This window comes from Vallitalea longa (genome assembly GCF_027923465.1).
GTDB classification, from domain to species: domain Bacteria; phylum Bacillota; class Clostridia; order Lachnospirales; family Vallitaleaceae; genus Vallitalea; species Vallitalea longa.
Map to the genome: position 1 here is coordinate 51,412 of NZ_BRLB01000010.1, position 26,895 is coordinate 78,306.

General features: G+C 29.4%; 20 protein-coding genes and 1 tRNA gene. 5 read left to right on the top strand and 16 right to left on the bottom strand.

Annotated elements, in window-relative coordinates; genetic code table 11:
• Nucleotides 1-85: 85 nt before the first annotated feature.
• The 9 genes from QMG30_RS15200 to purR all read right to left on the bottom strand — a co-directional run bounded on the left by QMG30_RS15200 (nt 86) and on the right by purR (nt 12,371).
• Complete coding sequence (locus QMG30_RS15200) at nt 86-1,237, bottom strand: peptidylprolyl isomerase (protein ID WP_281816817.1); 1,152 nt, start codon at nt 1,235-1,237, stop codon at nt 86-88.
• A 108-nt stretch (nt 1,238-1,345) separates the two neighbouring features.
• A complete protein-coding gene (gene mfd / locus QMG30_RS15205) occupies nt 1,346-4,861 on the bottom strand; it encodes a transcription-repair coupling factor (protein ID WP_281816819.1) in 3,516 nt (1,171 codons plus the stop codon).
• A 139-nt stretch (nt 4,862-5,000) separates the two neighbouring features.
• Nucleotides 5,001-5,585 (bottom strand): aminoacyl-tRNA hydrolase, encoded by a 585-nt coding sequence (gene pth, locus QMG30_RS15210; RefSeq protein WP_281816821.1) that lies wholly within the window; start codon nt 5,583-5,585, stop codon nt 5,001-5,003.
• 94 nt (nt 5,586-5,679) lie between these two features.
• Entirely contained in the window at nt 5,680-6,645 is a 966-nt protein-coding gene (locus tag QMG30_RS15215; RefSeq protein ID WP_281816823.1) for a ribose-phosphate diphosphokinase, read from the bottom strand.
• 78 nt (nt 6,646-6,723) lie between these two features.
• Complete coding sequence (gene glmU, locus QMG30_RS15220; protein WP_281816824.1) at nt 6,724-8,085, bottom strand: bifunctional UDP-N-acetylglucosamine diphosphorylase/glucosamine-1-phosphate N-acetyltransferase GlmU; 1,362 nt, start codon at nt 8,083-8,085, stop codon at nt 6,724-6,726.
• Between the two features lie 275 nt (nt 8,086-8,360).
• Nucleotides 8,361-8,663 (bottom strand): septation regulator SpoVG, encoded by a 303-nt coding sequence (gene spoVG / locus QMG30_RS15225; RefSeq protein ID WP_113673174.1) that lies wholly within the window; start codon nt 8,661-8,663, stop codon nt 8,361-8,363.
• A 163-nt stretch (nt 8,664-8,826) separates the two neighbouring features.
• Entirely contained in the window at nt 8,827-9,945 is a 1,119-nt protein-coding gene (glgD, locus tag QMG30_RS15230) for a glucose-1-phosphate adenylyltransferase subunit GlgD (protein WP_281816825.1), read from the bottom strand.
• Nucleotides 9,945-11,219: a glucose-1-phosphate adenylyltransferase gene (locus QMG30_RS15235; protein ID WP_281816827.1), complete on the bottom strand. Its 1,275-nt coding sequence runs from the start codon at nt 11,217-11,219 to the stop codon at nt 9,945-9,947. The genes glgD and QMG30_RS15235 overlap by 1 nt, the downstream gene beginning before the upstream one ends.
• 291 nt (nt 11,220-11,510) lie before the next feature.
• Entirely contained in the window at nt 11,511-12,371 is an 861-nt protein-coding gene (gene purR, locus QMG30_RS15240) for a pur operon repressor (protein WP_281816828.1), read from the bottom strand.
• Nucleotides 12,372-12,943: 572 nt separating this feature from the next.
• Between purR and murC the strand changes: the two genes are divergently transcribed.
• The 4 genes from murC to QMG30_RS15260 all read left to right on the top strand — a co-directional run bounded on the left by murC (nt 12,944) and on the right by QMG30_RS15260 (nt 17,015).
• Nucleotides 12,944-14,323 (top strand): UDP-N-acetylmuramate--L-alanine ligase, encoded by a 1,380-nt coding sequence (murC, locus tag QMG30_RS15245; protein ID WP_281816831.1) that lies wholly within the window; start codon nt 12,944-12,946, stop codon nt 14,321-14,323.
• Nucleotides 14,324-14,752: 429 nt separating this feature from the next.
• Entirely contained in the window at nt 14,753-15,832 is a 1,080-nt protein-coding gene (locus QMG30_RS15250) for a DnaD domain protein (RefSeq protein ID WP_281816833.1), read from the top strand.
• Nucleotides 15,833-15,853: 21 nt separating this feature from the next.
• Nucleotides 15,854-16,843 (top strand): ATP-binding protein, encoded by a 990-nt coding sequence (locus QMG30_RS15255; protein WP_281816835.1) that lies wholly within the window; start codon nt 15,854-15,856, stop codon nt 16,841-16,843.
• A gap of 98 nt (nt 16,844-16,941) precedes the next feature.
• Nucleotides 16,942-17,015: transfer RNA gene (locus tag QMG30_RS15260), tRNA-Arg, on the top strand.
• Nucleotides 17,016-17,171: 156 nt separating this feature from the next.
• Here QMG30_RS15260 and QMG30_RS15265 read toward each other — a convergent pair.
• From QMG30_RS15265 to QMG30_RS15290, 6 genes are all read right to left on the bottom strand, one after another.
• Nucleotides 17,172-19,898, bottom strand: a complete 2,727-nt coding sequence (locus tag QMG30_RS15265) for an ATP-binding protein (RefSeq protein WP_281816837.1) — start codon at nt 19,896-19,898, stop codon at nt 17,172-17,174.
• A complete protein-coding gene (locus QMG30_RS15270) occupies nt 19,899-20,990 on the bottom strand; it encodes a metallophosphoesterase family protein (RefSeq protein ID WP_281816838.1) in 1,092 nt (363 codons plus the stop codon). It abuts the gene before it with no gap.
• 219 nt (nt 20,991-21,209) lie between these two features.
• A complete protein-coding gene (locus QMG30_RS15275) occupies nt 21,210-22,283 on the bottom strand; it encodes a 6-phosphofructokinase (RefSeq protein ID WP_281816839.1) in 1,074 nt (357 codons plus the stop codon).
• Nucleotides 22,284-22,405: 122 nt separating this feature from the next.
• Nucleotides 22,406-22,942 carry a hypothetical protein gene (locus QMG30_RS15280; protein WP_281816840.1) on the bottom strand — a complete coding sequence of 179 codons (537 nt, stop codon included), beginning with the start codon at nt 22,940-22,942 and terminating at the stop codon, nt 22,406-22,408.
• Entirely contained in the window at nt 22,933-23,538 is a 606-nt protein-coding gene (locus QMG30_RS25155; protein WP_281816841.1) for a DnaJ domain-containing protein, read from the bottom strand. Before QMG30_RS25155 ends, QMG30_RS15280 begins: the two co-directional genes overlap by 10 nt.
• Before the next feature lie 26 nt (nt 23,539-23,564).
• On the bottom strand, nt 23,565-24,422 hold the full coding sequence (locus QMG30_RS15290) for a DUF5685 family protein (protein ID WP_281816844.1): 858 nt from the start codon (nt 24,420-24,422) through the stop codon (nt 23,565-23,567).
• A gap of 497 nt (nt 24,423-24,919) precedes the next feature.
• Here QMG30_RS15290 and QMG30_RS15295 point away from each other — a divergent pair, with 497 nt between their 5' ends.
• Nucleotides 24,920-25,678 carry a GntR family transcriptional regulator gene (locus tag QMG30_RS15295; RefSeq protein WP_281816846.1) on the top strand — a complete coding sequence of 253 codons (759 nt, stop codon included), beginning with the start codon at nt 24,920-24,922 and terminating at the stop codon, nt 25,676-25,678.
• 119 nt (nt 25,679-25,797) lie between these two features.
• Here the strand turns inward: QMG30_RS15295 and QMG30_RS15300 are convergent, their stop codons facing one another.
• Nucleotides 25,798-26,823 carry a M42 family metallopeptidase gene (locus QMG30_RS15300; protein ID WP_281816849.1) on the bottom strand — a complete coding sequence of 342 codons (1,026 nt, stop codon included), beginning with the start codon at nt 26,821-26,823 and terminating at the stop codon, nt 25,798-25,800.
• Between the last annotated feature and the right edge of the window lie 72 nt (nt 26,824-26,895).

A 26,895-nucleotide genomic window follows, 5' to 3' on the forward strand; every position in this document is an offset into this window, starting at 1 on the left:
ATATCAGCTTTGTTGATGTTTAATAATTAATAAAAAAGAACTAAGATTATCTCTTAGTTCTTATTATTAGATATTAACATTTATTTCATTCAATCTTTTTGTCACCTATTGGATTTTCATTAATATTACCGAAAATATCCATCTTAGCCCATAATTCTTCATTCAAGTCGACAACTACATTATTTTCCCATTCATTATATATTTTATTAAATGCATCATTTTTCAATTGTTCTTTGTACCGTTCTTTTAGTTGATTTTCATAATTACTAAATTCAATTTCAAATTGTTCAATTTCTTCTTTCGTAGGAGATATTTTTTCTAAGATCTTGAATATATGATATCCATAATCACTTTGTATTATTTGACTTATGTCTCCAGGTTCTAAATCTTTTAGACTATGGAATTTTTCGTCTAACAACCTTAGTGGAAGAATATATTCCCCATCTTGTTCTTTAGAATTTTCATCCTGTGAATATTGTTTTACTAACTTTATATAATTTTCTCCTGAAACTGCTTTATCATATACCTCATTAGCCTGTTCTTCAGCTTTTTCTTCAATATCTGGAGATATAAGTATATATTCGTCATCGTCGTTTTTTTCATGTGTTTTTATCAATATATGCCTAACTCTAATATTTATAAGTAATTCTTCTAAGTCACTAGATCTCAAAGCTACATATTCTTGATTTTCCAATAGCTTATTCTCTAATTCTTCATCTTTCGGAATATAATCTTTAGTCATTTCAAAAGTTACTTTATTAGCTATCCTATACTCAATAAATGAGTTTAAAATACTCTCTTTGGTTAAACTATAACTTTCTATATCTGCTTCATCTAAATCATTATAATATTTCAGTGCTTGAGACTCTATTTCCTTTTTTTCATCTTCAGTAATTGCTATATCCATATCATTAGCTTTTTCTACTAATATCTTAGTACGGATAATATTATCTAATACTCCTAACTTAGCAACATCTTCAGCTTTCTTCCCTCCACTAAAATCATTATGATCCCAGACATCTTCTCCACCTAATTCTTCAAACTCCATTTTAACCTGTAATAAATACGGCATTACCTCATCAGTCTTAATGTCTATATCATCAATTGTAATTAATGTTTCATTATCTTTGTTGACATCAAGTTGTTCCCCTTTTGATTTATTAACACTACAACCCACTAAGAAGATGCACATGAAAAGCAGAATAAATTTACTTATATAACCATAAGTGCTTTCCATTTATCTCTCTCCTAACATAGAAACCATTGATAACATCCAAAATTTTTATATCTCATATGTTATTTAGCGTTTCCTAAATTATATGTCTAATTCCATTATAGAGTAAACCTAAGCATCCTTCAAATCTTTTATGTCTTGTAACACATTCTTAATATGTCTGAAAAATTGTTTTTTGTCGACTCTATTTATTTTATAAGTAAAATATGGAGCTTTATTAATTGTGAAAAACAACTGATTCCTATATTTATTTAACATCTCAGGAATCTTGTCTGGATTGATTTTAGCATCTTTTTTAGCTTCAAACTTGATATTATCTCCCTTTTGCTCAATGTTCACTATATCCGCTTTATTAGCTATAGCTTTGATATAAGCGATATCCAAGAGATTTATAACCGATTTTGGTAAGTCTCCATATCTATCTTCAAGTTCTTCTTGGACATCATAATAGTCTTTTTCGTTCTCAATACTTGCAATCTTCTTATATGCACCAAGTTTTCGTATTTCATCTTTTATATAAGTAGACGGTATGAATGCATCGACATTCAATTCTACCGAAGTTTCAAAATTTTCTTCGACTTTTTCATTACTCACTTCATGAATTGCTTCCTCTAACAATTTACAATACAAGTCATAACCTACAGATTCCATATGCCCATGTTGTCTTGCCCCCAAGAGATTACCTGCTCCTCTGATTTCAAGGTCTCTCATGGCTATCTTGAATCCCGAACCAAATTCAGTGAATTCTTTTATTGCCTGTAATCTTTTTTCAGCTGTTTCCTGTAATATTTTATCTTTTTTGTACAGTAAATAGGCATAAGCAACTCTATTAGATCTTCCAACTCTACCTCTTAACTGATATAATTGAGATAAGCCCAATCTATCTGCATCTTGAATTATTATAGTATTGGTATTTTGAATATCAAGACCTGTTTCAATGATAGTTGTACAGACAAGTATATCAATATCACCATTGATATACTCGAACATGATATTTTCAAGTTCTCTCTCATTCATCTGTCCATGAGCAAAAGCCACATTAGCTTCTGGTACCATTTTACTAATCCAGTCAGCAACCTCGTCTATTTTTTTTACTCTATTGTATACATAATATATTTGGCCACCTCTTGAAAGTTCTCTATAAATAGCATCTTTAATAAGCTCATCATTATGTTCGAGTACATATGTCTGAATAGGATGTCTTTCTTCAGGCGGCTCTTCAAGCACACTCATATCCCTTATACCGATTAAACTCATATGTAGAGTTCTTGGTATAGGGGTAGCTGTTAAAGTCAATACATCTATATCCTGTTTTACCTTTTTTATTTTCTCTTTATGTGATACACCGAATCTCTGTTCCTCATCAATAATCAATAATCCTAAATTTTTGAAAACTACATCTTTTGATATTAATCTATGTGTCCCTATCAGTATATCAACTAGTCCTTTTTTAGTATCTTCAATTATTTTCTTTTGCTCTTTTTGACTTTTGAACCTAGACAACATCTCAACCCTTACAGGAAAATCTTTCATCCGTTGTAAGAAATTATTATAATGTTGTTGAGCCAATATTGTCGTTGGTACTAGATAAGCTACCTGTTTATCATCTTGCACTGACTTAAATGCAGCCCTTATAGCTACTTCGGTCTTACCGTAACCTACATCTCCGCATATTAGTCTATCCATGATTTTTTTACTTTCCATATCGGTTTTTGTTTCTTCTATCGCTATCAATTGATCATCGGTTTCTTCATATGGAAACATTTCTTCAAATTCTTTTTGCCATACTGTATCTCCAGAAAATTCGTATCCCTGTTTTGCTTGTCTTTTAGCATATAATTCCACCAGGTCTTTTGCTAAATCTTCAACAATACCTTTAACACGGTTTTTTGTCTTTTTCCATTCATTCGTACCTAATTTATTTAGTTTTGGTTTTTTACCTTCCGAACCTATATATTTTTGAATAACATCCAATTGGCTTGTTGATATATACAAATTACCTTCGTCTCTGTAAGATATTTTAATATAATCTTTACTGACACCATCGATCTCAATTTTTTCTGTTCCTCTGAATATCCCTATTCCATAGTTTTCATGTACAACATAATCTCCTATTTTCAATTCTGTGAAGCTCTCTATTTTACTTCCTTTGAATTTTTTCTTTTTCGTCTTTTTCCTTTTCTTACTCTTACCTACTAAATCAGTTTCGGAAATTATAACGAATTTGATTAACGGATATTCAAATCCTTTGTGAAGGCTTCCATAGCTAACAGCAACTTTGCCTTTTGGAATTTCAGCATCGAGTTTGGATAAATAGAAAGCATCGATTCCTCTATCTTTTAATTCATATGATAATCTTTCTGCTCGAGTTTTTGAACCCGTAATAAGGAGTGTTCTATATCTATTATTGCTCCAATATTTCAAGTCTTTCTCTAGAATCTCCATACTTTTATGGTATGGATTTATAGATTTTACAGAAAAATTTACGTTATATTTATAATTGAATCTATCTGTTTTCTGCTGTAAAGTGCTAAGTAGAACGCATGTGTAATCTTCGATTTTGTATAGCAAATCATCTATCGTTCTAAGAATCTCAGTTTGCCCCTTCAACAAATAGCCTTTTTCAAACCTGTTAATTATACTTTCATTAAATTCCTTTTTGGTACTTTCCCATTTTTCATTTATCCTTGTTGGTTCATCAATATATATTAACGTATTTCTAGAAAAATACTCTAAAAAAGAAACCGTATCTTCATAAAAATATTCGATATAACCTTCTATACCGTTAAATGTTTTTTGATTGTTTATTTTGTCTATTAAAACATCAACACTATCTTTCAATCTTTCTATTTCTTCTGTTTTATCATTTGCTTTAAATGATTTTATTAATGTATCTCTATCTTGTTTTATGTTCTTTATTGCTTTTTGTATTCTTTCTTTGTTGACTATAACTTCTCGTGCGGGATATATTTCGATTGAATCAATTTTACTAATAGATCTTTGACTTTCAATATTCATCATTCTTATGGAATCAATTTCTTCATCCCATAATTCTATTCTGTAAGCATTTTTATCCGTTGGTGGATAAATATCAATAATTCCACCTCTTATAGCGAATTGCCCTTTACTTTCAACTTGAGAGACTCTTTCGTATCCCATAAACATCAATTTCTCACTCATGGAAGTTAGGTTAATCGTATCTCCAACTTTTTTATTGATTATGCTATCTTCAAATACAGATTTGCTGATTAATTTATCCATTAAAGCTTCTATGGATAATATTACTGTATATTCACTGCTATCATATAATTTCTTGATTACATTTATACGTTGTTCAATAATGTCATTGCTATGTACATCAGCACTATAGAATATTACATCTTTAGCTGGATACAAAAATACATTATCATCATTGAAGAACTTCATATCTTCATATACTTCTCTTGCCCTTAATTCGTTATACGTAATTATCAATTTATTTCTGTTTTCACCTAAAGCATGCATTAGGTGACATTTTTCTGAATCTATAGCTCCAGTTAAATATATTGGAGATATTTTTTTATTGATTTTTTCCAGGGCATCATTAAAAGCCTCTAATTCTCTTAAAGGTTGTACTAGTGTTTTCAATTTATCACATCCAAATTTCCTATTTTAACGAATGTACAAAAGTAATATATTATATTATATACCATTTATTATATATTATATCTAGGGAAATTTAAACAATTATCTATTATACACTTCTATGGTCTAATATATATTAATGTCATTCTTCACATTCTTTTTTAATTTTCACATTGTATACATTCATTGCGTTATCTATACCTTTTGTTACTATATCTTCAATCGCATCACTAGCTCTTTTTATTTCTTCTATCATCTGTTTTATGTCTTTATCGTTAAATTTACTGAGTACATGATCTTTCAAATCCCAATTGGCACATTTATCTCCTACACCTACTCTTACTCTTGCAAAACCATTAGTACCCAGATGATTTATTATATTTTTCATGCCGTTATGCCCACCAGCACTGCCTTTTTTCCTTATCTTTATGGTGCCCACATCAAAACATATGTCATCATATACAACTATCAAATCTTTTTCACTGCATTTATAAAAATCCATTATTGCCCTAATGCTTTCGCCACTTTGGTTCATGTATGTCTGTGGTTGTACCAACACGACTTTCTCATCACCTATTACTCCACTGCCTAGAACAGCTTTGAATTTTCTTTTATTTAGTTTAATATTATTTTCATAGGCTAATCTTTCAACAACTTCAAAACCAACATTGTGTCTCGTAGCCGCATACCTCATACCAGGGTTGCCTAATCCAGCAATTATATACATAGTATCACCTTTCTCATTTATTTACCAAAAGCCCTAGTATATACTAGGGCTTTATCATAATCAAATTATCATATTTTCTTTCAATAGTCAATTTTTAATTGAATAATTTTGACACTGATTTGTTGCAGTGTATTCTATGTATAGCTTCTGCTAGAATTTGTGCAACAGATAATTGTTTGATTTTATCGATTTTCTTTTCTTCTGGAAGAGCAATTGTGTCAAGTACAACTAATTCTTTAATCTGTGATTTTTGAATTCTTTCTATCGCAGGTCCTGACAAAACTGCATGAGTACAACAAGCATATACCTCAACAGCACCTTGTTCTTTTAATGCATTCACTGCATTACAGATAGTTCCAGCAGTATCTATCATATCATCAACCAATATTACTTTTTTACCTTTAATATTACCGATAATATTCATGACTTCCGAAACATTTGCTTCCGGTCTTCTTTTATCAATTATAGCCATAGGAATATCTAACTTTTCTGCAAAAGCTCGAGTTCTTTTAACACTTCCAATATCTGGTGATACCATAGCTATATTTTCCATATCATTAGCAAATTTTTCTCTATAATATTTTACAAGTAATGGAGCACCTAACATGTGGTCTACTGGTATTGTAAAAAATCCTTGAATTTGAGAACAATGTAAATCCATAACTAATGCTCTATCTGCACCAGCTGATTGAATTAGATCAGCAATTAATCTAGCACTGATAGGATCCCTAGCTCTTGTCTTTCTATCTTGTCTTGCATAACCATAATATGGAAGCACTGCAGTTATTCTGCCTGCTGAAGCTCTTCTTAAGGCATCAATCATAATTAACAGTTCCATCAAATTGTCGTTTACAGGGCTTGATGTAGGCTGAACAATGTAGCAATCCACACCGCGAACAATTTCGTCAATCTTCACATATGTTTCGCCGTCACTAAATTGCCCAACATCAGCTGCTCCTAAAGTTAATCCTAAATCAGCTGCAATAGCCTCTGCTAATTGGGGATTAGCATTACATGAGAAAATCTTAATGCCGTCATTGTTCCTTATTGTACTTGTCATATGAATCCTCCTATAATATTTTTAAAACAAGGAAACCATTTCTAAAATTTCTATATAGAAATAATTTCCTTATATGAATTACCGTTTTTTTCTTACCCAATCTTGTATATTGACCTGTCTAGCTCTTCCTATACCCAATGAGTATTCTGGCACGTCTTTCGTTATAGTAGAACCAGCAGCTGTATAAGCATTGTTATGGACTTTTACAGGAGATACTAAATTAGTATTGCATCCTATAAATGCATTATCTTCTATTACTGTTCTATTTTTATTAACTCCATCATAATTAACTACAACTGTTCCACATCCAAAATTAACATTGCTTCCTACATCGGCATCTCCAATATAAGTCAGATGACTTGCCTTTGTATTATTTCCGATATTTGAATTTTTGATTTCTACAAAATCGCCTATTTTGACATTAGAACCTATTCTAGAATTTGGTCTAATATAAGCGTATGGTCCCACATTAGTATTACTATCTATAAAACTATCTAGTATAGTTGAAGATTCGACATTAACATTATTAACAATTCTTGAATTAACAATTTTTGAATTTGGACCAATTATACAATCGCTACCTATTGTAGTTTTGCCTTCTATAATGCAATTAGGATAAATAACTGTATCAGAATCAATAGAAGCATCTTTGCTAATATAAGTATTAGTAGGATTCATTAGTGTGACTCCGTTTTCCATATGCTTATAATTAATCCTTTTTTGCATAATTCGAGAGGCTTCATATAATTGTATCTGTGAATTAACTCCTAATATATCTTCTGGCATATTAGTAATCATAGCATTCACACTTAATCTCTTAGCTATAATAGTCTTTAATGTATCTGGAAGATAATATTCCCCTTGAGAATTATCATTGGTCAAATTATCTAATGCCATATTAAGTTCATGGGAATTAAAACAATACATACCAGAATTGATTTCTTTTACTGTTCTTTCTTTTTCTGAAGCATCTTTATGTTCAATACTCTTTATGAAAGTATTTGATTCGTCTCTAATGATTCTACCATATCCAGTAGGATCTTCCACTATTGTAGATAAAAGTGTTGCAGCATTATTATTATTACTATGATAATTGACCATATCAGTCAATGTGTTTCCTGTAATCAATGGTGTATCTCCAAATAATATAAGTACATTACCTTCATTACCAACAAAATCCTTAGCCATCATAACTGCATGACCAGTTCCTAATTGTTCTTCTTGAAGCACGAATTCTACATCATAGGAAATTTCTTTTTTCACAATCTCGCTTTTGTGTCCAACAACCACACAAATCTCTTCAGCGCCTGCTTCTTTAGCTGCTTCAATAACATAATCTATCATTGTTTTGCCAAGTATTTTATGAACTACCTTAGGTAATTTTGATTTCATTCTTGTTCCTGCACCTGCTGCCAATATAACTGCTTTTAATCTGCTCACTTTTCACACCACCTCTAGGTATTAATTAACCCTAATCATTTTACACCACTTATTAAATATATGCAAGTTAAATAACCTACAAATTAATAAATTAAACTTTGTCCTTTACTGTTATTTTTACTAAGCAAAAAAACATCAAGCAGTAATAATAATAAAGCAACTTATCAACAAGGAAACTTGCGTGCATTTAATTGTTATATCCAGATGGTATTAACTAATCAGCAATATATTACTACATACAAAAAGGCACTTCATATAAGAAGTGCCTAGAAGAATCATTCCTCAAACGATACTGCAATTTCGTCAGCTGTATCATCGTTAGTAAGTACTAGAGTTTCATATTTTTCCAATACGCATTTCTGAATTTTTTCTCTAGTTTCAGAATTGATTGGATGAGCGATGTCTCTAAACTCACCATCAAGCGCTTTGCGGCTTGGCATAGCAATAAATAATCCTTTTTCTCCTTCAATCACTTTGATATCATGAACAACAAATTCATTATCAAAAGTAACTGATACAACTGCCTTCATTTTCCCATCTTTTGCAACCTTACGTATTCTCACATCTGTAATTTGCATGTGTTAACCCCTTTCCGTAACTTGTTGTTAAGGGGAAGAATCCCCCTCCACCTTTACACATAAATTTTTGCTTTAGTGATAACTCACAATAATTATATTACATATTTCAAAAAAGTTCAATGTTTTTTTGTATAATTACAGCTTTTTTAATTATTTATCTGAACTACATATATTTGAATTCTCTATTCACAATTATTTTGATATTTCCTCTATCTATATACGTACAATCATCACCTATAACTGTATCAGTATTAACTATAGAATTTTCAATGCAACAATTATTATCTATATAAGCTCCATCTAATATAATAGAGTTATTAATAAAAGTATTTTTACCAATAAAAACTTTTCTGAAAAGTATCGAATTATTTACTTTTCCATTTATTATACATCCCCCTGATATCAGACTATTACTGATAACGGAGCCCGAATTATATTTAGCAGGAGGCTCATCTTGTACCTTAGATGAAACATATGGAAAGTTCCTGAAAAAATATTTTATATTATTTGGGTCCAGAAAATCCATATTACATTTATAATATGATTCAATATTTGCAATACTGTTGAAATATTCATTATGCATATATGCATATATCTTCTTCTTTTTTCTGTATCTTATGATAATATCATTTACAATATCGTATCTTTCTTGTTCTAGTATTTCTTCTAAAAGTTCAATCAATAATCTTCTTCTAACAACATAAATACCTGTTGATATAATAGTTCCCTGCGGTTCTAAAGGTTTCTCTTCAAAATTGATTATTCTGTTATCATCATCTATCTCAACTATACCAAATCTCCTTAGGTCATCTATTTCATCCTTTTTATCTTTACATACTATAGTTATATCTGCCCTTTTATCTACATGATATTCCAGTATTTTATTATAATCCACCTTACAAATAATATTTCCTGAAGAAATGATAGCATATGGTTCATGACTATTTTTCAGATAATCTATATTCTGATATATGGCATCCGCTGTTCCTCTGTACCAAAAATTGCTATTAGGAGATCTATTAGGACTATAGATAAACATTCCCCCTTGTTTTCTTCCAAAATCCCACCACTTAGAAGACCCTAAATGTTCTAAAAGAGCTCGTGAATTATACTGAGTAATGATTGCCACTTTCTTTATTCCTGAATCTGTCATATTGCTTAATGAAAAATCTATTGCCCTGTAGCATCCTGCAATAGGCATAGCAGCTAATATTCTATTATTAGTCAACTCATGGAGTGTTTGATTTTTACCACCTGTTAAAATAATGCCTATAGCCCTCATTAATCTACCTCTTTCTTAATTACTGATTCGCCACTTGATAAAGCGTTATACCTGAAATCTTCATTCTTTAATTTTCCATATATTGCACAGTTCTTTCCTATATTAATGTTGTTAGGTATACTTGTTCTTTCTCCAACTACAGAAATTCCTGTATTATAAAGTTCTGGATACTCTCTACTGATAATATTTTCTCCTATTCCCAACTTAACGTTTTCTCCTATCATGGAGTCTTCTGATAATATACTTTTATATATTATGGAGTTATTGCCGATTACAGTATTACTCATAATGATAGAATCTTTTATTATCGTATCCTTACCGATACTGACATTAGAACCAATTACAGAATTATATATCTTACCTTCTATTATAGTACCTTCTCCTATGATACATTTTTCGATGTAAGCCTCTGATGATATATATTGAGGAGGTTGGATTTCATTCTTTGTATATATTTTCCAATATGTTTCGTATAAATTGAAATCAGGAATTAATTTTATCAGTTCCATATTCGCTTCCCAATAAGCATGTAATGTACCAACATCTTTCCAGAATCCTTGAAATTTATATGCATATAGATTATTCCCTCCATTTAACATATATGGGATAACATGTTTACCGAAATCATTTTTCGGGTAGATGCTATTAGTGTTTGCTAAAGCGTTTTTCAATATCTTCCAGTTAAATATATAAATTCCCATGGATGCTAAATTATTTTTAGGAATTTTCGGTTTTTCATCAAATTGGTTGATTTTATTGTCTTTATCAGTATTCATAATTCCAAATCTATGAGCTTCATCTATTGGAACTTCAAAAACTGCAATAGTGGCATCTGCATTTTTTTTAATATGATAGTTTAACATTTTCTCATAATCCATTTTATATATATGGTCTCCAGAAAGTATAAGCACATATTCGGGAGAATAGTTATTTATAAAATCTATATTCTGGAAAACAGCATTTGCTGTACCCGAATACCATTCTCCGGTTTTTGTTTTTACAAAAGGTGGTAGTATGCTAACTCCCCCATAATTTTTATCTAAATCCCAGGGTATACCTATTCCTATATGATTATTCAATCTTAAAGGCTGATATTGGGTTAGAACACCAACAGTATCGATTCCTGAATTAATACAATTACTTAGAGTAAAATCTATAATCCTATATTTGCCACCAAATGCTATAGCAGGTTTAGCCACATGTGTTGTTAGAATCCCTAGTCTACTTCCTTGACCACCTGCTAGTAACATAGCTATAATATTTTTTCTTTTCACTACTTCACTCCTAACAACCATTTCTAGATGATTTTTTCACTATTATATTAATACCACTTTTGCTTCAAGTTTATTACTATTTTTTTTAATTCTAAATTTCACTACTATAATTGAATATAATAAAAAAATTTTCTATACTAAAAATAGAGCTGTTCTATTTACCAAACAGCTCTATCTTATATTTAAACAATGTAATATTTATATTCTATTAAACAGTACCTTTATATAGCTTTTTTACACATATATATGAACCAAACACGATTATATTGTAGCTATGCTCTAATATGATATTTAATTATTATCACTATCCATATTATCTTTATGGTTAAAAATCAATTTATTATCTTTTCTATATATGTTGATCTTTTCTTCTTTTTCGTCAATACCATCAAATTCCAATAAAGAATAATAATCATTAATCAATTTTTCTTGTGGTTCTTTTGTTGACATTACTACAGCATTTCCAACCACTTCTGCCTCAAATTCTTTCATCAAGTCTGTGATTCCTTTGGCTGTACCTCCTGCTTTCATGAAATCATCGATGAAAAGTACCTTAGCACCTTTTGGTACTGAACGTTTAGCTAAAGCCATAGTGTTAATCCTTCTTGATGAACCGGTTATATAGTTCATTTGAATAGTAGTACCTTCAGTAAGCCTAGCTGATTTTCTTACTACTATCATAGGTATATTCAATATATTCGCAGTCATAATCGCTAATGGAATGCCTTTGGTTTCTATAGTCACAACAAAATCTATTTTCATATCCAAATATGGTGCTGCCAACGACTTAGCAATCTTCTGTAATATATTTGGATCATAGAAAATATCGTTCATATAAACATATCCACCAGGAATTATTCTTTTTTTATCATTTATTAATGTACATAACTCATCACATATATCTTCAATCTGTTCATCTGACAATCTAGGATTATAGTAAATCCCTCCCGCGGCTCCAGGTATGGATTTTATTTCCCCTAATTTGAAATTATCAAAAACTTCTTCTATTACATCAATATCTTCGCTTAATGTTGATTTAGCATAACTTAATATATCTACAAAATTATTTAATGTGAAAATTTTATTTGGATTCTCTACTAACATCTTAGTAATCACTGCTATCCGATCTGTTCTATTTATTTTTTTACCCACAAAAAATTCTCCTTATCTATTAATATTCTAAAATTATGAACTCATATTTAAATAATAAATCTTTTTTAGGTAATTAGAAATAGTTATGTAAACCTAATTGTAGTTTATTATATTTTATATCTTATAGTATACCACAAAAATCAAAGAATCTGATGATTTTAATATTTTTTTATATTTCCCTTTTAAAACCTATCTTATATAGTTATAATAAGAATTGGGTGAGTAACGATTAATTTAATATTATGTAGAAATTTACTTGAATATATATTAGATTTTAGTATAAGTATTATAATATTCTTACCTATAAAAATAAATAGGAGTATTAAATTATTTTAGTGCCAATTTTTTTATCTATATTATATACTATATATTAAATAAGAGTTTTTTATAAATGATTGTACCACCCTAAAAATCAATTGAACAACCATATAGGATACTATAGAAATTGAATAAGTAAATATATAAATAACTCAACTTTCTTACCTTTTAATTATCTTACCTGATAGAATATTGAAGTGGATAGTTGAATAACTAATGTTTTCATATTATATAAATAAGGAGTGTTTAGTATAATGTATACGATTGACTTTGATAAACCATTGAACGTTCATTTTATTGGAATAGGCGGCATCAGCATGAGCGGATTAGCAGAAATTTTGCACCAAAAAGGTTTTACTGTAACTGGGTCTGATCAAAAAGGTACTCAAATAACTAAAAAATTAGAAAGCCTAGATATAAATGTATTTATAGGACACAGAGCTTGTAATATCTCAGATGATACGGGGTTAGTAATTTATACTGCTGCTGTGAAAGAAGATAACATAGAGTATATAACTGCAAAAGTGAAAAATATTCCTATGCTTGGTAGAGCTGAACTACTTGGACAGATTATGAAAAACTACAAATATCCTATTGGTGTTTCTGGTACTCACGGAAAAACAACTACAACATCAATGATTTCCCATATATTATTGGTCGGAGAAAAAGATCCTACAATTTCAATAGGAGGAATATTAAACGCAATACATGGAAATATACGGGTTGGTCATTCTGATTATTTCGTTGCAGAATCATGTGAATACTGTGATAGCTTTTTGCATTTCAATCCTTTTGTATCCATAATTCTTAATATAGAAGAAGACCATCTTGATTATTTCAAGGACATCAACCAAATAAGACGTTCTTTCAAAGCCTTTGCCAATAAATTACCAAATGATGGATATCTGGTTATCAACACTGAAATAGATAATTATGAAGAGATAATTTCTGGATTGGATTGTAATATAATCACTTATGGTAACGATGAACGTGCTAATTTTTATGCTGATAATATTACTTATAATGAATTGGGTTATCCAACATATGATCTAATATATAATGGTAAAAAAATTGAGGAAATAAGTCTACAGGTAAACGGTATTCATAATGTATACAATTCTTTGGCTGCCATTGCTGCAACTTATTGTTTAGATATGGATATCCAAAATGCCAAAAAAGGTATTATGAATTTCACTGGAACCAATAGACGATTTGAATATAAAGGTAATATCAGAGGTGTAAACGTTATTGATGATTATGCACATCATCCTACTGCAATTTCTGCTACACTATCAGCAGCAACCAAATATCCTCATGATAAATTGTGGGTTGTCTTTCAACCTCATACTTATTCAAGAACAAAAGCTTTTCTTAAAAGCTTTGCGGATTCGCTAAGTTCAGCAGATAATATTATATTGACTGACATTTATGCTGCTAGAGAAAAAAATACTGGCGATATTCACTCTAAGGATTTATTATCTGAACTTACCAAACTTGGAAAACAAGCTTTTTATTTCTCTTCTTTTGATGAAATAGAAAACTTTTTACTCCAAAATTGTCATCCAAATGACCTGTTGATAACTATGGGAGCAGGAGACGTGAAAATTATTGGGGAAGAACTAATTAAGGGATAGTTATCCACATTATCCACAATGTTGTCAACAGGCACATTGTGGTTATATAATGTCCAATCAGTTAACATAACATTCATTAATAATTTTAAAAATATATTTTCAATAGTTGATTTTTAGATGTTATTAAGGTCTATAAACATATGTTAATAAGTTATGTAAAACTTTATCCACATTATCCACAAAGTTATCAACAAGCAAATGTTAATGTTTTGTAAAACAATATACTCTAAATGTTAAAAAAACTATTGAAATCCTTATTTTATCAATAAATTTTCTGACATTTTGTTGATTTTTCTGTTAATATTATTTACCACACAAAACTTGCTTTTTATGTTATACTAATAGCACTTTATATGATTCATAAAACAAATGCTATATAAAACAAAGTTTTAGTTTACATAAAATGTTATTGGAAGGAAGATTTTATTTATGAGTATGATTACTATTTATCCCCCAAATATTAATCAATACACTATGATACCTAATATATTTATTGATGATTATTTATCAGAATCTAATGGAGATTTTGTAAGAGTTTATCTATTAATCAATAGATATGCTTCAAAAAATATGGATTCGATTTCAATGGTAGATATTGCTGATTGTCTACATCTTACAGAAACAGATGTATTGCGAGCTATTAAGTATTGGGAATCCAACAATGTTATGATAGTAAAATATGATGATAGCAAAAATATTACATCCATAAAATTAAATGATCCAAGTAATATAAGTGCTGAGATTAATAATACAGATACAGAGGTACCTAATGAAACTGTTGCCACCAAGCAAATAGAAGCACGAATAAATGTTTCAACAAAACCTCAATATAAAATGGAAGAGATTTCTACTTTTATGAGTAGACAAAACTACAAACAACTGATTTACATAACTCAAAAATATCTAGGCAAAATGTTGACTCAACAAGATATCAATACACTGATTGGTTTTAATGACTGGTTAGGACTTCCTTTTGAAGTTATTGAACTACTTATTGAATATTGTGTTTCCAATAATCATAGAAACATGAACTACATAGAAAAAGTTGCTGTCAATTGGGCTGATGAAGGCATTAATACAGTTGCAAAAGCAGAAAATAGAATTGAGACATTTAATAATAATTATTTTAAAGTAATGAAATCACTTGGTATTGGTGACAGGAACCCTACACCTAAACAGATATCTTATATGAAAAAATGGATTGATGAATATGATCTATCTATGGAAATTATTGTAGAAGCTTGTAATAGAACAATGGAAACCATCCATCAGCCACAGTTCAGCTATATTGATGCTATCCTTAAGAATTGGCATAAGAACAATGTAAAAACCATTAAGAACATTGATGAACTTGATAAACAGCATCAATTGAATTCTAAGACTAAAAAGAAAGAAGATACTAAAAATCAATCTAAATTTATTAATTATGACCAACGCACATATAATTTTGATGAATTAGAGAAAAAAGCTATGGAATTACTTATTAAAGAAACAGATGGAAGCTATTAAAAGAAAGGAAGAGCTGATATTATGGATCTAAAACGTTCTCAATATAAGTTGATCATGCAGAATTATGAGAAGAAACAACTTAATATTAAGCATGAAATTAATAAAAAGAAAACGGAAATATACAAAAGAATACCTCTTATAAAAGTTTTAGATGATGAAATAGCTTCTAATAGCGTTAATACAACCTATTATATTATTGAACATCCAGATGAAGCTAAAGAAAAACTTGAACAACTTCAAGAGAGTAATTTCATGTTATCAGGTAAGAAAATTCGTTTATTGCTTGATAATGGTTACCCTGAAGATTATCTACAGCCAAAATACGACTGTAATTTGTGCAAAGATACAGGATATATAGGCAACGAAAAGTGTATCTGCCTAAAACAAGCAATGATTGATGCTGCATATGAACAATCAAATATTAAGAATATTATTAAAGACGAAAATTTCAGTACATTTTCATTTGATTATTATTCAAATAGTATTGATTCACGTTTCAATTTATCTCCACTAGAAAACATACGTATCATATACGGTAAATGTAAGAAGTTCGTTAATAACTTTGATACAGATTTTACTAATATAATTTTGTTTGGACAAGCTGGTCTTGGTAAAACTTTTCTATGTAATTGTATAGCCAAAGCTTTGCTTGACAGATCTCATACAGTTATTTATTTGACCTCTTTTCAGTTGTTTAAATTATTTGAGGATTATAAGTTCAATAATGATAATGATAAAGTACCAGAAGAACAGATTGAATCTATTTTTGATTGTGATTTGTTGATAATAGATGACCTTGGAACAGAGTTCAATAACCGTTTTACCGGAGTTGAATTATTTAATTGTCTTAACACAAGATTATTAAATAAAAAATCAACTCTAATATCTACTAATTTATCCCCTAACGATTGGTCTAAACAATATTCTGATAGAATCGTTTCAAGGATATTCGGTAACTATGAACCCCTTAAGATATTTGGTTCGGATATAAGATTAAAGAAATATCAATAGGTTATTTAGTAACATTCTATATCAAATATAAATATTGACTATTATATTTTTAGTGATATAATAAGTTAGGTAAAAAACTTAATAACGTTTTTATATACGCACGTGTGGCTCAATTGGATAGAGCATCCGGCTTCGGACCGGAGGGTTGTGGGTTCGAGTCCTACCACGTGCGTTAAAAAATGGGTAACGATTTTATCAGCTTTCTAGCTATCGTTACCCTTTTGTTTTTATATATTTCAAGTAATTTTTAGGTTTTTAGAGGGTCATTAATGTTTTTTGACATACCTTAATATATTTTAAGTAATTGGCTTATTAATCTTAATTCTTACTATAAAGCTATAGAGTTAAACTTGATATCCATATCCGATAACATCTCTTGTTCTCTTTTATGACACGATAATATTATTATCTGTCTGTTTAGTTTACTGATTGTTTCTAGAACCATCTTTAATCGGTTATCATCATATTGTACGAAGCAATCATCTAATATCAATGGTAATGACTTATCCTCTTTAATAATATTTATAAGCCCTAACCTTAATCCAAAATACATTTGGTCAATAGTTCCTTTGCTTAAGTAATCAATATTAATCAATTCATGATTCTCTGGTTCATATGTAAGAATTTCCATATTAGGATTGATTTTTATATCTGTGTATTTCTTGTTAGTGATATTACTAATTATATCAGATACTTTTTCATTAAGTTTTGGTGCAAAGTTATTCTGTATGTCTTTTGATATATCCTCTATTGCATCTCTTGCCATAGTCAGAGCCTTAATTTTCTTATCATAATCTAATTTCTTAGCTGATTTGTTGGATATCTCATCTTCAATATCTACAATAGGTCTAACATTCTTCTGTAAATTAGCTATTTTAGTCTCATAAGAAGTTATATCCTTGTTAATACGTAAAATATCGTCTATCAGATTATCTTGTTCTAGTAATATCTCTTCTTTAGATTTATCTGTAGTCAATGTTGTTGAACTATATTTGACTAATTTTTGTTTCAAATCATCTAGGGTATTTTCGCCTAATAATCTTATCATCATTTCTTTTTTATCATTCAAAGTACTTAAAACTCTCTGATATAGATATTTCTTTTCTTTTACTTGCTTTAATCCGATTTCCCCTTCAACTTGATACTTATCTGTTACATCTTTAATCTCTTCAATCAATTTGTTAATCTCATCATTGCAACTATTAATCTTAACTAATCTAGCTTTTTTATCTTCATTTTTAGCAAATATATTTTTCTTGGTATCTTTAAATATTTCGTATTTTTCTTTTACCAATCTTATATTATCAATATCCAATTGTTCTGTACCTAACAATAAGTTTACATAATGTATCAACTGTTTTTCTTTTTGTTGCTTTTCTTTTTCCAATTTTTTAAAATCACTAATCGCCTTTGAATATCTTTTTTTATTGTCTTCATGTAAAATATTCAGATGTAGCATCTTGTCTTTTAATTTTCTAAGCTCCATTAGTTCTGCACAGTTATATTTTTTAAGTATATCATTTTGCTTTTGTATAATTTCATTTAACCTGATTTGCTTGTCTTTTTCTTCAGATTTTATTTTATCTATCTCATTATGTAGCATATCTGTTTTTCTATTATTTTTCTTGTAAACAGATATAGAATATAATGATAATCCTAAGAAGATTATAGATACTCCTAGTGGTACTATTTCACTTAATACGATACCACTTCCTAATAAACCTGCAAAAATCAATACTGATATTATAGCTATCAATTTGCTTTGTTTATTCTTACTCAATGAATCTTTATAATCTTGTTCTTTTAATGTAATATCTCCTGACTTGCTATACTTTATCTCTTTCCCTTCTTCTTGAAGCTTAGTGTATAGATATTCATCTTCAATAATACTTTTATTTCCTTGGACATCATTAAGACTTGTATCCAACTCAGATATATAATCCTTTAATTCTATATACTTATCTACTATATCTTTGTAAATATTATAATCAGCAACTATACTTTCAATATTGCTTACATCCTCATCTTCTAATATCTTAACTTGATCATATTTTGATTCTTCATCTTTTAGATATTCATCTATTTCTTTTAGTTCAGACTCTAATTCACTGTATCTTTGTTTGCAAGAATCTAGATTATTCAACTTTTTCATAGTAGAGTCAATGAGTTCTATATCTACATCTTTGAATTTCTCTATCTCTTTTATTTCAATTATTTTTTCATCTATTGATCTTTTAAGTTGTAGTCCTTCTTCATATGTCTTTTTTATTTCTTCTTCATTAAGATAATCAATCAATTCCTCATTATCTTTTTTTCTATTTTCCAATTCTTTTAATTTACTATTAATATCATTTAATTGTTCTTGGTTTTCTAAAACCTGCTGCCATATTTTTTCAGCTTGGATTTTTTCTTTCTTTAATCCTTTTATTTCTTCCGTAAGCTTACCATATGGAGTAGTCTTCTTTCTACCAGCTGTCCCTATTTCATCTAATTTTTTATTTAGTTTATCTACAACATTCCTTACTGATATTTCCTCATCCTTGCTTTCACCAAGGTTAATAAGGCTGTCTTTTACCTCTTTCACTAGATCTTCGGAAGTTTTACTACTTAACTGACCTATACTTATAGTATTGTTGAATGTCGATTTGTTGATACTCAGATGCCTAGAAGCCGGTTGATATAATTTTGTTGAACTATCATAGTCAAATATTTCAGTTATGTTTTCACCCGTACTGTTATCAAATATTTCAACCTTATCGCTACGCTTCATGAAATTTCTCTCGATACGGTACTCTTTCCCACTATATTTATAGACTAAAATTCCTTTATATTTATTACTGTTGTTCCAGGGAAGAAACCTGTCATAATCTGGTGTGAACTGCTTATTTTTTCTATATGGTTTATAGAAACCGTAGAACATACCTTCAATGAATTTATGTATAGTAGATTTTCCAGCTTCGTTAGCTCCATATATCAGATTTATACCATCGGTTAGATTAATTTCTTTATCTTGATATTTACCAAAACTTATTACATTCATTTTCTCTATATACAATTAATTCACCTTCTCACTTAGCAAAGCTTCAATGCCTTCATATAAGGCTAATTTGGATATCTCATCTTCTGTGTTCTGTTCTTCCATATATTCAATGTATTTACCAATAACATTGTTCTCATTTTCTTGTTTCAGTTTATCCAGATCATAATCTGGTGTAGTATTATCTAAGATTTCAGCATATATGACATACTCTTCCACTCTATATTTTATGTACTGCGTATCAAATAATATATCTTTGTCCCTTATTCCATTTAGATTGAATCTATATAGATTCTTGAAATCATATTCTCTAACTATTTCTTTTATATTTTCTATTATATTTTCAACTGTCATGTTATCATCAACACTAACATCTATTGAAACGAATTCTCTTTTTGAAAAAGGTAAGAACTTAATATCTAATTCATCTTTGCTAATACTTCCTTCTATAATTCCATGTGTACCTGTTTCGCCGAAATCAAGGGGTTCTGGACTACCGGGGTAAGCAATATTCTTACAAATGAACTCATGTTTATGTATATGTCCAAGAGCAATATAATCAAACCCTTTATTTGCGATACTTTCTCTATCTATTGGCAGATAACTAGATTTTTGATAGATATCCCCATGAGCCAATAGTATATTGATTCTATTCTTATCATCTATCTGTATATTCTCAAACAAATTATCCTTTATCAATTTCTTGTTCCAACTTAATCCATATATATCAACATTAACATCTTCAAAAGATATTTTTTGCAATGTTGTATCTAATATATAAACATTCTCCGCCCAGTCGATTATTTTATAATATGATTTGTTATTTATAATCGGATCGTGATTACCAGCAATTATAACTATTCTAGTATCATTAAGTTTACGGAAATACTTATTTATCTCTTTTATCTCTCCAATTGTTGCGTATTCATCTTCAAATAAATCTCCACTGATCAAAAGAAAATCAGCGTTCATATCTACTGCTCTATCAATAATTCTATAAAAGGTTTCTTTAATTTCATTTCTACGGTCTCTAGCAAATTCACTTCCGAAACTTGCTTTTTTGAATTCCATTCCAATATGTATATCCCCTGTATGAATTAAACTTATCATTATCACACCCCCCTAATCAAGAACATATATTCTATTGTAACAAAGTTTAATTGAAAATGAAACCTATATTTAGTTATTACTCAACTTTCTCATTTTATTATTCTATACAGATAACCCCATAACTATAAATAAAACCTTTTAGCTACCCCATATAAGAAATTCTAGAAACTTATATTATAATCTTTTGTATAATAAAAAAGAGAGTCCTATCACCCTCCCTTAATTTCCAAAACTTGCTCCCACTAATTTACCTGTGCTTATCAACAAATTATCTTTTTCTACTAATTTTAATTTACCTGCGACTTCTTTTAATGGTGTTGCCCATAATTTATTATTAACTACTGAAACTGTTTTTCCGTAATCCCTGTTTGCAATCATCTCTGCTGCATATGCACCAAGTTTTGTTGCTAATATTCTATCATATGGTGAAGGTGAACCACCTCTCTGCTGGTGTCCTGGTATGGTAACTCTTGTTTCCAAACCTAGAGCTCCATTAATCTCTTTAGCCAATCTATATGAAACTGATGGGAACTTCATTTTTTCACGTTCTTTTTTGAGCTCTTTTTTCTTCAATTTAGATTCTTCAACTGATATTGCTCCTTCTGATACTGCTAAGATAGAAAAGTTCTTCCCTGAAGAATGTCTTCTATCCAGTGATTCTATAACCTTATCAATACTATAAGGGATTTCAGGTATTATGATGACATCTGCGCCACCTGCTACTCCTGCATGTAATGTTAACCATCCCGCTTTATGACCCATTAATTCTACTAGCATTACTCTATCATGTGAATCTGCTGTCGTGTGTATTCTATCTATTACTTCTGTAGCGATATCCACTGCACTGTGAAAACCAAATGTTACATCTGTTCCCCAGATATCATTATCTATAGTCTTTGGAAGTGCAATCACATTAAGACCTTCTTCCCTAAGAAGATTAGCATTCTTATGTGTTCCATTTCCCCCTAATGTTATAAGACAATCCAATTTCATTTTTTCATAATTATCTATCATACATTTGACTTTATCAATATTGTCTTCTTCTATTTTTCTCATTTTCTTGAATGGTGTTCTTGATGTTCCAAGTATTGTTCCACCTCTAACAAGTATTCCAGAAAAATCTCGTGGTGTCATAACTTGATAATTGCAATGTATTAAGCCTTTAAACCCATCTTTTATACCAATTATCTCACAATCAAACATTCCATAAGAAGCTCTTGCTACGCCTCTTATTGCAGCATTCAATCCTGGACAATCTCCTCCACTTGTTATAATTCCAATTCTTCGTTTCATCAAACCACTCCGTTATATTTTTTGTATGAATAATATTAATTTTACCTATTAGTAATATATATTATCACCTAAAATATATATTTAAATTCAAGATATTATAACCATTACAGCTAATAACATGTTTATCCTAGATATTTTTTTAGTCTTGGTTTTATCTTGTTTGTATACACATGTAAAAAGTAACCTAGAAAATAATCATATGCAATAAAGAATATCTCCGCTAAAACAATAAGCCACCATGTTGACGTGAATTCCACTGATATAATTGTTACAAATTGGCTAATAGCAAAATAATAAATCACCAACATTATATTGAAAAATCCAAGCTTCAATATAAATTCAACTATCACAGATAAGAACTTACGATTAACCAACATTTCAATCAAATATTTCACTATGCTATATATTCCAAAAAAAGCTATATATGTTATTATCTGAAGTTTATCAGGTACTAGTATAAACGAAAGAAGACTAGAAGCTATATAAAAAGTCACACCGCTAGCTAGATTAAATTCAATAATTACTACACCGATAATGATAGCCGCCAAAGCAAATATAATTAGTGTATTACTAACAAAAATAGTACTTAACATAAGTATAATCTGGTTAATAGCCAATAAAATTCCTAAATAAGCAATTTTTTTTGATTTTAACAACATGATATTAAATCGCCCCCAAGACACTCACACAAGCAGTCTGCACATACAAGTTGTGAACAGCAACCTAAAGCGTCTGAATTATTTGCTCCTCTATTATATTGATATGCTCTAGTATTATATCCATTCTGAACATTTTGAAGCCTTGTCATATGATTTCTATACTCTATATTGTTAGGAGCCATATTAACGGCTGTTTTAGCGTATTCAAATCCTTGATTAGTATATCCTGTACCTACTAGGCAGATACTCATTAAATAGTACCATTCAGCGTTTTTATCACTCATATTATTCAACATGTTCATTGCATCTTGGAATCTTCGTACCTGAATATAACTTCTTATATTCATATATTCTGAAGATGTATACCCAGAACTTTGACTACCTGATGAATAATTAGAATTAGAGTAGTTATTATTATTCATTAGAGATTCATATGCTTCTTGGATTTCTCTGAATTTCTCTTCTGCTAAATCGTTTAATGGATTATCTGCATATCTATCTGGATGATATTTTTTTGCTAATTCTCTATATGCTTTTTTTATTTCTTCTTTGCTTGCTCCTCTTTCTATTTCTAACACTTCATATGGATCTCTCATTGCACTTCCTCCTAGTAATAATCTAATTAGTTTTTTTCGATTTGTTTTTCTATCTTACATTCATTACATTCTTCTCTGCTAAATATAATTTTCATTTTATTTTTAATTCCAGAATATATTATATTATCTAGAATAGGTTTTTCTTTTATTAATGGTAATTTATCCAGTTCATTATCTAAAAATGATAAATTAAGATTAAGTAGATTCTTGGCATATTCTTCAATATTATCTTTTTTACATAGATTAAACGGATTATAGCTATTATTTTTTTTATCTTTTTCTATATCATCATATGCATCAAGAATATAAATATATTTTCCCAAATAAAATCCAATATTATTTAGATATTCTTTCCAGTGGTCATCTTTATAAATCATCAATTTACCCATGAGGTTGCCAAAAACATTTGATACTTTTTCTATATCACTGCAATTACTCTCCTCAAGCTTTTCTAATTCTTTTATAGATTCTATTATAATATTATTCTTCTTAGGATATTTCTTCTTAGCTTTTCTGTAACCTCTATTGAATATCATCATAGCCATAAGGCTTTTTATACTTCTCTCATCTTTCCAGTCATCTTTCAGATTATTATATGCTAACATGATATTCAAGGCTGCGCAATAATCACTCGTTTCATTGATTATCATTAGTTGTTTGTTCTGTGGATGAGCTATACATCTTTTATTACAGCAATTATTTATAGGTTCATATAAAGACGTAAGAACTATTATAAGGTATGTCATATCATAATTTAAAGTAAACCTACTGAAATTACCATAGTTTTTCTTTAGTGCCATACATAAGCCACAGTAATAACCTTTGTATGCCATATATTCTCTAACTTTTAATTCAAGCTTATCTATCTGTACATATCCAAACATATTAAGTCCTCTCTAACGATTTATTTAGAACTATTAAGCCCAAAACAATATACCTATTAAGCTTTTTCCAAATAATACCGATATATCATATACATAAAAGACATTAAAAATCTTAATATTATTAGTATAAAGCATAAGTTATAAAAGCTCAACACCACAATTATTAATTTTTTGTGTACAATTTTCTATGTACTCCTACCAAGGGAAGTTTCTAAAATTAAGCACATTAATATTTAAATACTATATCAAATTTGAATTTAAAGAAATTTCATTAAATATCAAAATCACACTTTATATTTATTAAATATATATTTTCGGGTTAGTTTAGCTTATTTTTAGGACAAAATCGCTAGTATGCTAACATTTTTATATAGCAATATTTAACTATTATAATATTTAATGAAATTATCCCTTGCTTTTTTCTCCAATTATTGTAAAATAGGTGTTGTAGCAGATAAACCTTATACTAAAAATATAATAAAGTAGGGTGATGAATTATGGCAAGTATTGATAGTTTCAAAAAATATACCGTTAACAAGTCGACTCCTATCCCTCTATATTTTCAATTCAAAAATATTTTGATTGAAATGATGAAGGATGAAGTTTTAAAACCAGGTGATATGATACCTACTGAGTTTGAGCTATGTGATATTTATGGTATAAGCAGAACAACAATTAGACAAGCATTAACTGAATTAGTTAATGAAGGTAAGTTTTATCGTGTAAAAGGTAGAGGTACATTTGTTGCTCAAACCAAAATTGAACATGATTTTACTCAGAAAGCGGAGAGCTTTAATAGTGAAATGTTACGAAATGGATATACCCCTAGTACTAAGGTTTTAGATTTTAAGGTAGTAACCGCTACCCCAGAAGTTGCATCTGCTTTAAATCTCGCACCAAACACAGATGTTATCTATTTGAAGAGACTCCGATTTGTAAATAATGAACCACTTAAGATTTCTCAAACTTATTTACCTTATTCGTTTTGTAAACATATTCTCGATAATAACATGAATGAAGAATCTCTATATAGCATACTATCTAGTAATATTAACACTAAAGTCTATAAAGTAGTTAAAGAAATGGAAGCTGTCGTTCCTACTAAGGAAGATTGTGAATTGCTTGAAATCAATAAAACAACTGCAATACAGTTGTTTCATGCAAAAGGTTACAATAAATTTGAGACACCTGTTGAGTACACTGTCTCTAGATTTAGAGGAGATAAAAATCTCTTCTCAGTAGAACAGTTCGTTTAATAACGGTCAATATTTGCAAAAACCTCAGGATTTATCCTGAGGTTTTTACTTATTAAAATATTATGCAATTCATTCCTTCATATCTTACAATATCATGAATATATTACATTGGTTAAATCTTACTTAACATACTCTGATAATAATTTTAATGTGTTCAAGACACCTTCAATATGAGTTCTTTCCATACCATGGGATGCATGTACCCCTGGTCCAATAAGCGCACCTCTAATATTGTTACCTGCTCGTAGTGAAGCAGATACATCGGAACCATAATGAGGATAAACATCTAATGCATAACCTAATTCTTTTTCTTTTGCAATGCTTGCTAGCTTATTGATGATATTATAGTCATATGGACCTGATGAATCTTTTACACATATTGAAACATCATGTTCAGTACAACATAAATCATCACCCATAGCACCCATATCTATTGCTATCATTTCAGTAATATCCTGTGGTATATATGATGAACCATGACCAACTTCTTCATATGTGGATATGAATATCTTTAAAGTATTTCTAGGCATGATATCATTATCTTTTATGTATTTCATCAACCCAAATATAGTAGCTATACCCGCTTTATCATCCAGATGTCTAGATTTTATATAACCGCTTTTAGTTATTCTAACTCTAGGATCAAATGCTATGAAGTTACCAACTTCTATACCTAATTTCTCAACATCCTCTTTAGAAGAAACATTTTCATCTATTCTCACTTCCATATTTTCTTCTATTCTTTTATGTTCAGATGCATCTGAGAATACGTGAACTGATGGTTTAGTGGTTAATATGGTTCCTTCATATTCCTTACCGTCTCTTGTAAATATCTTACAATATTCACCTTCTATGCTATTCATTAAATATCCACCGATACTTGTCAATCTAATGGTTCCATTGGATTTTATTGATCTGACCATAGCACCTAGAGTATCTACATGTGCAGATAATCCAAGAACTTCTTCAGATTTACCTTCAATTTCTATTACTCCACAGCCTTTATTAGTAAATTCCATACTGCAACCCATTTTTTCTGCTTCTTTTTCTATAATACTCATGATGTTATAACAGAATCCACTAGGGCTCTCTGTTTCAAGTATCTTTTTTAGGAAATCGAGAATATACTCTCTATATTGATCCATTTGTTCATCTCCTTTATATTATATAATTATAGTAAACTATAATTACTATGTAAGCTACTTTTATTTGTCATC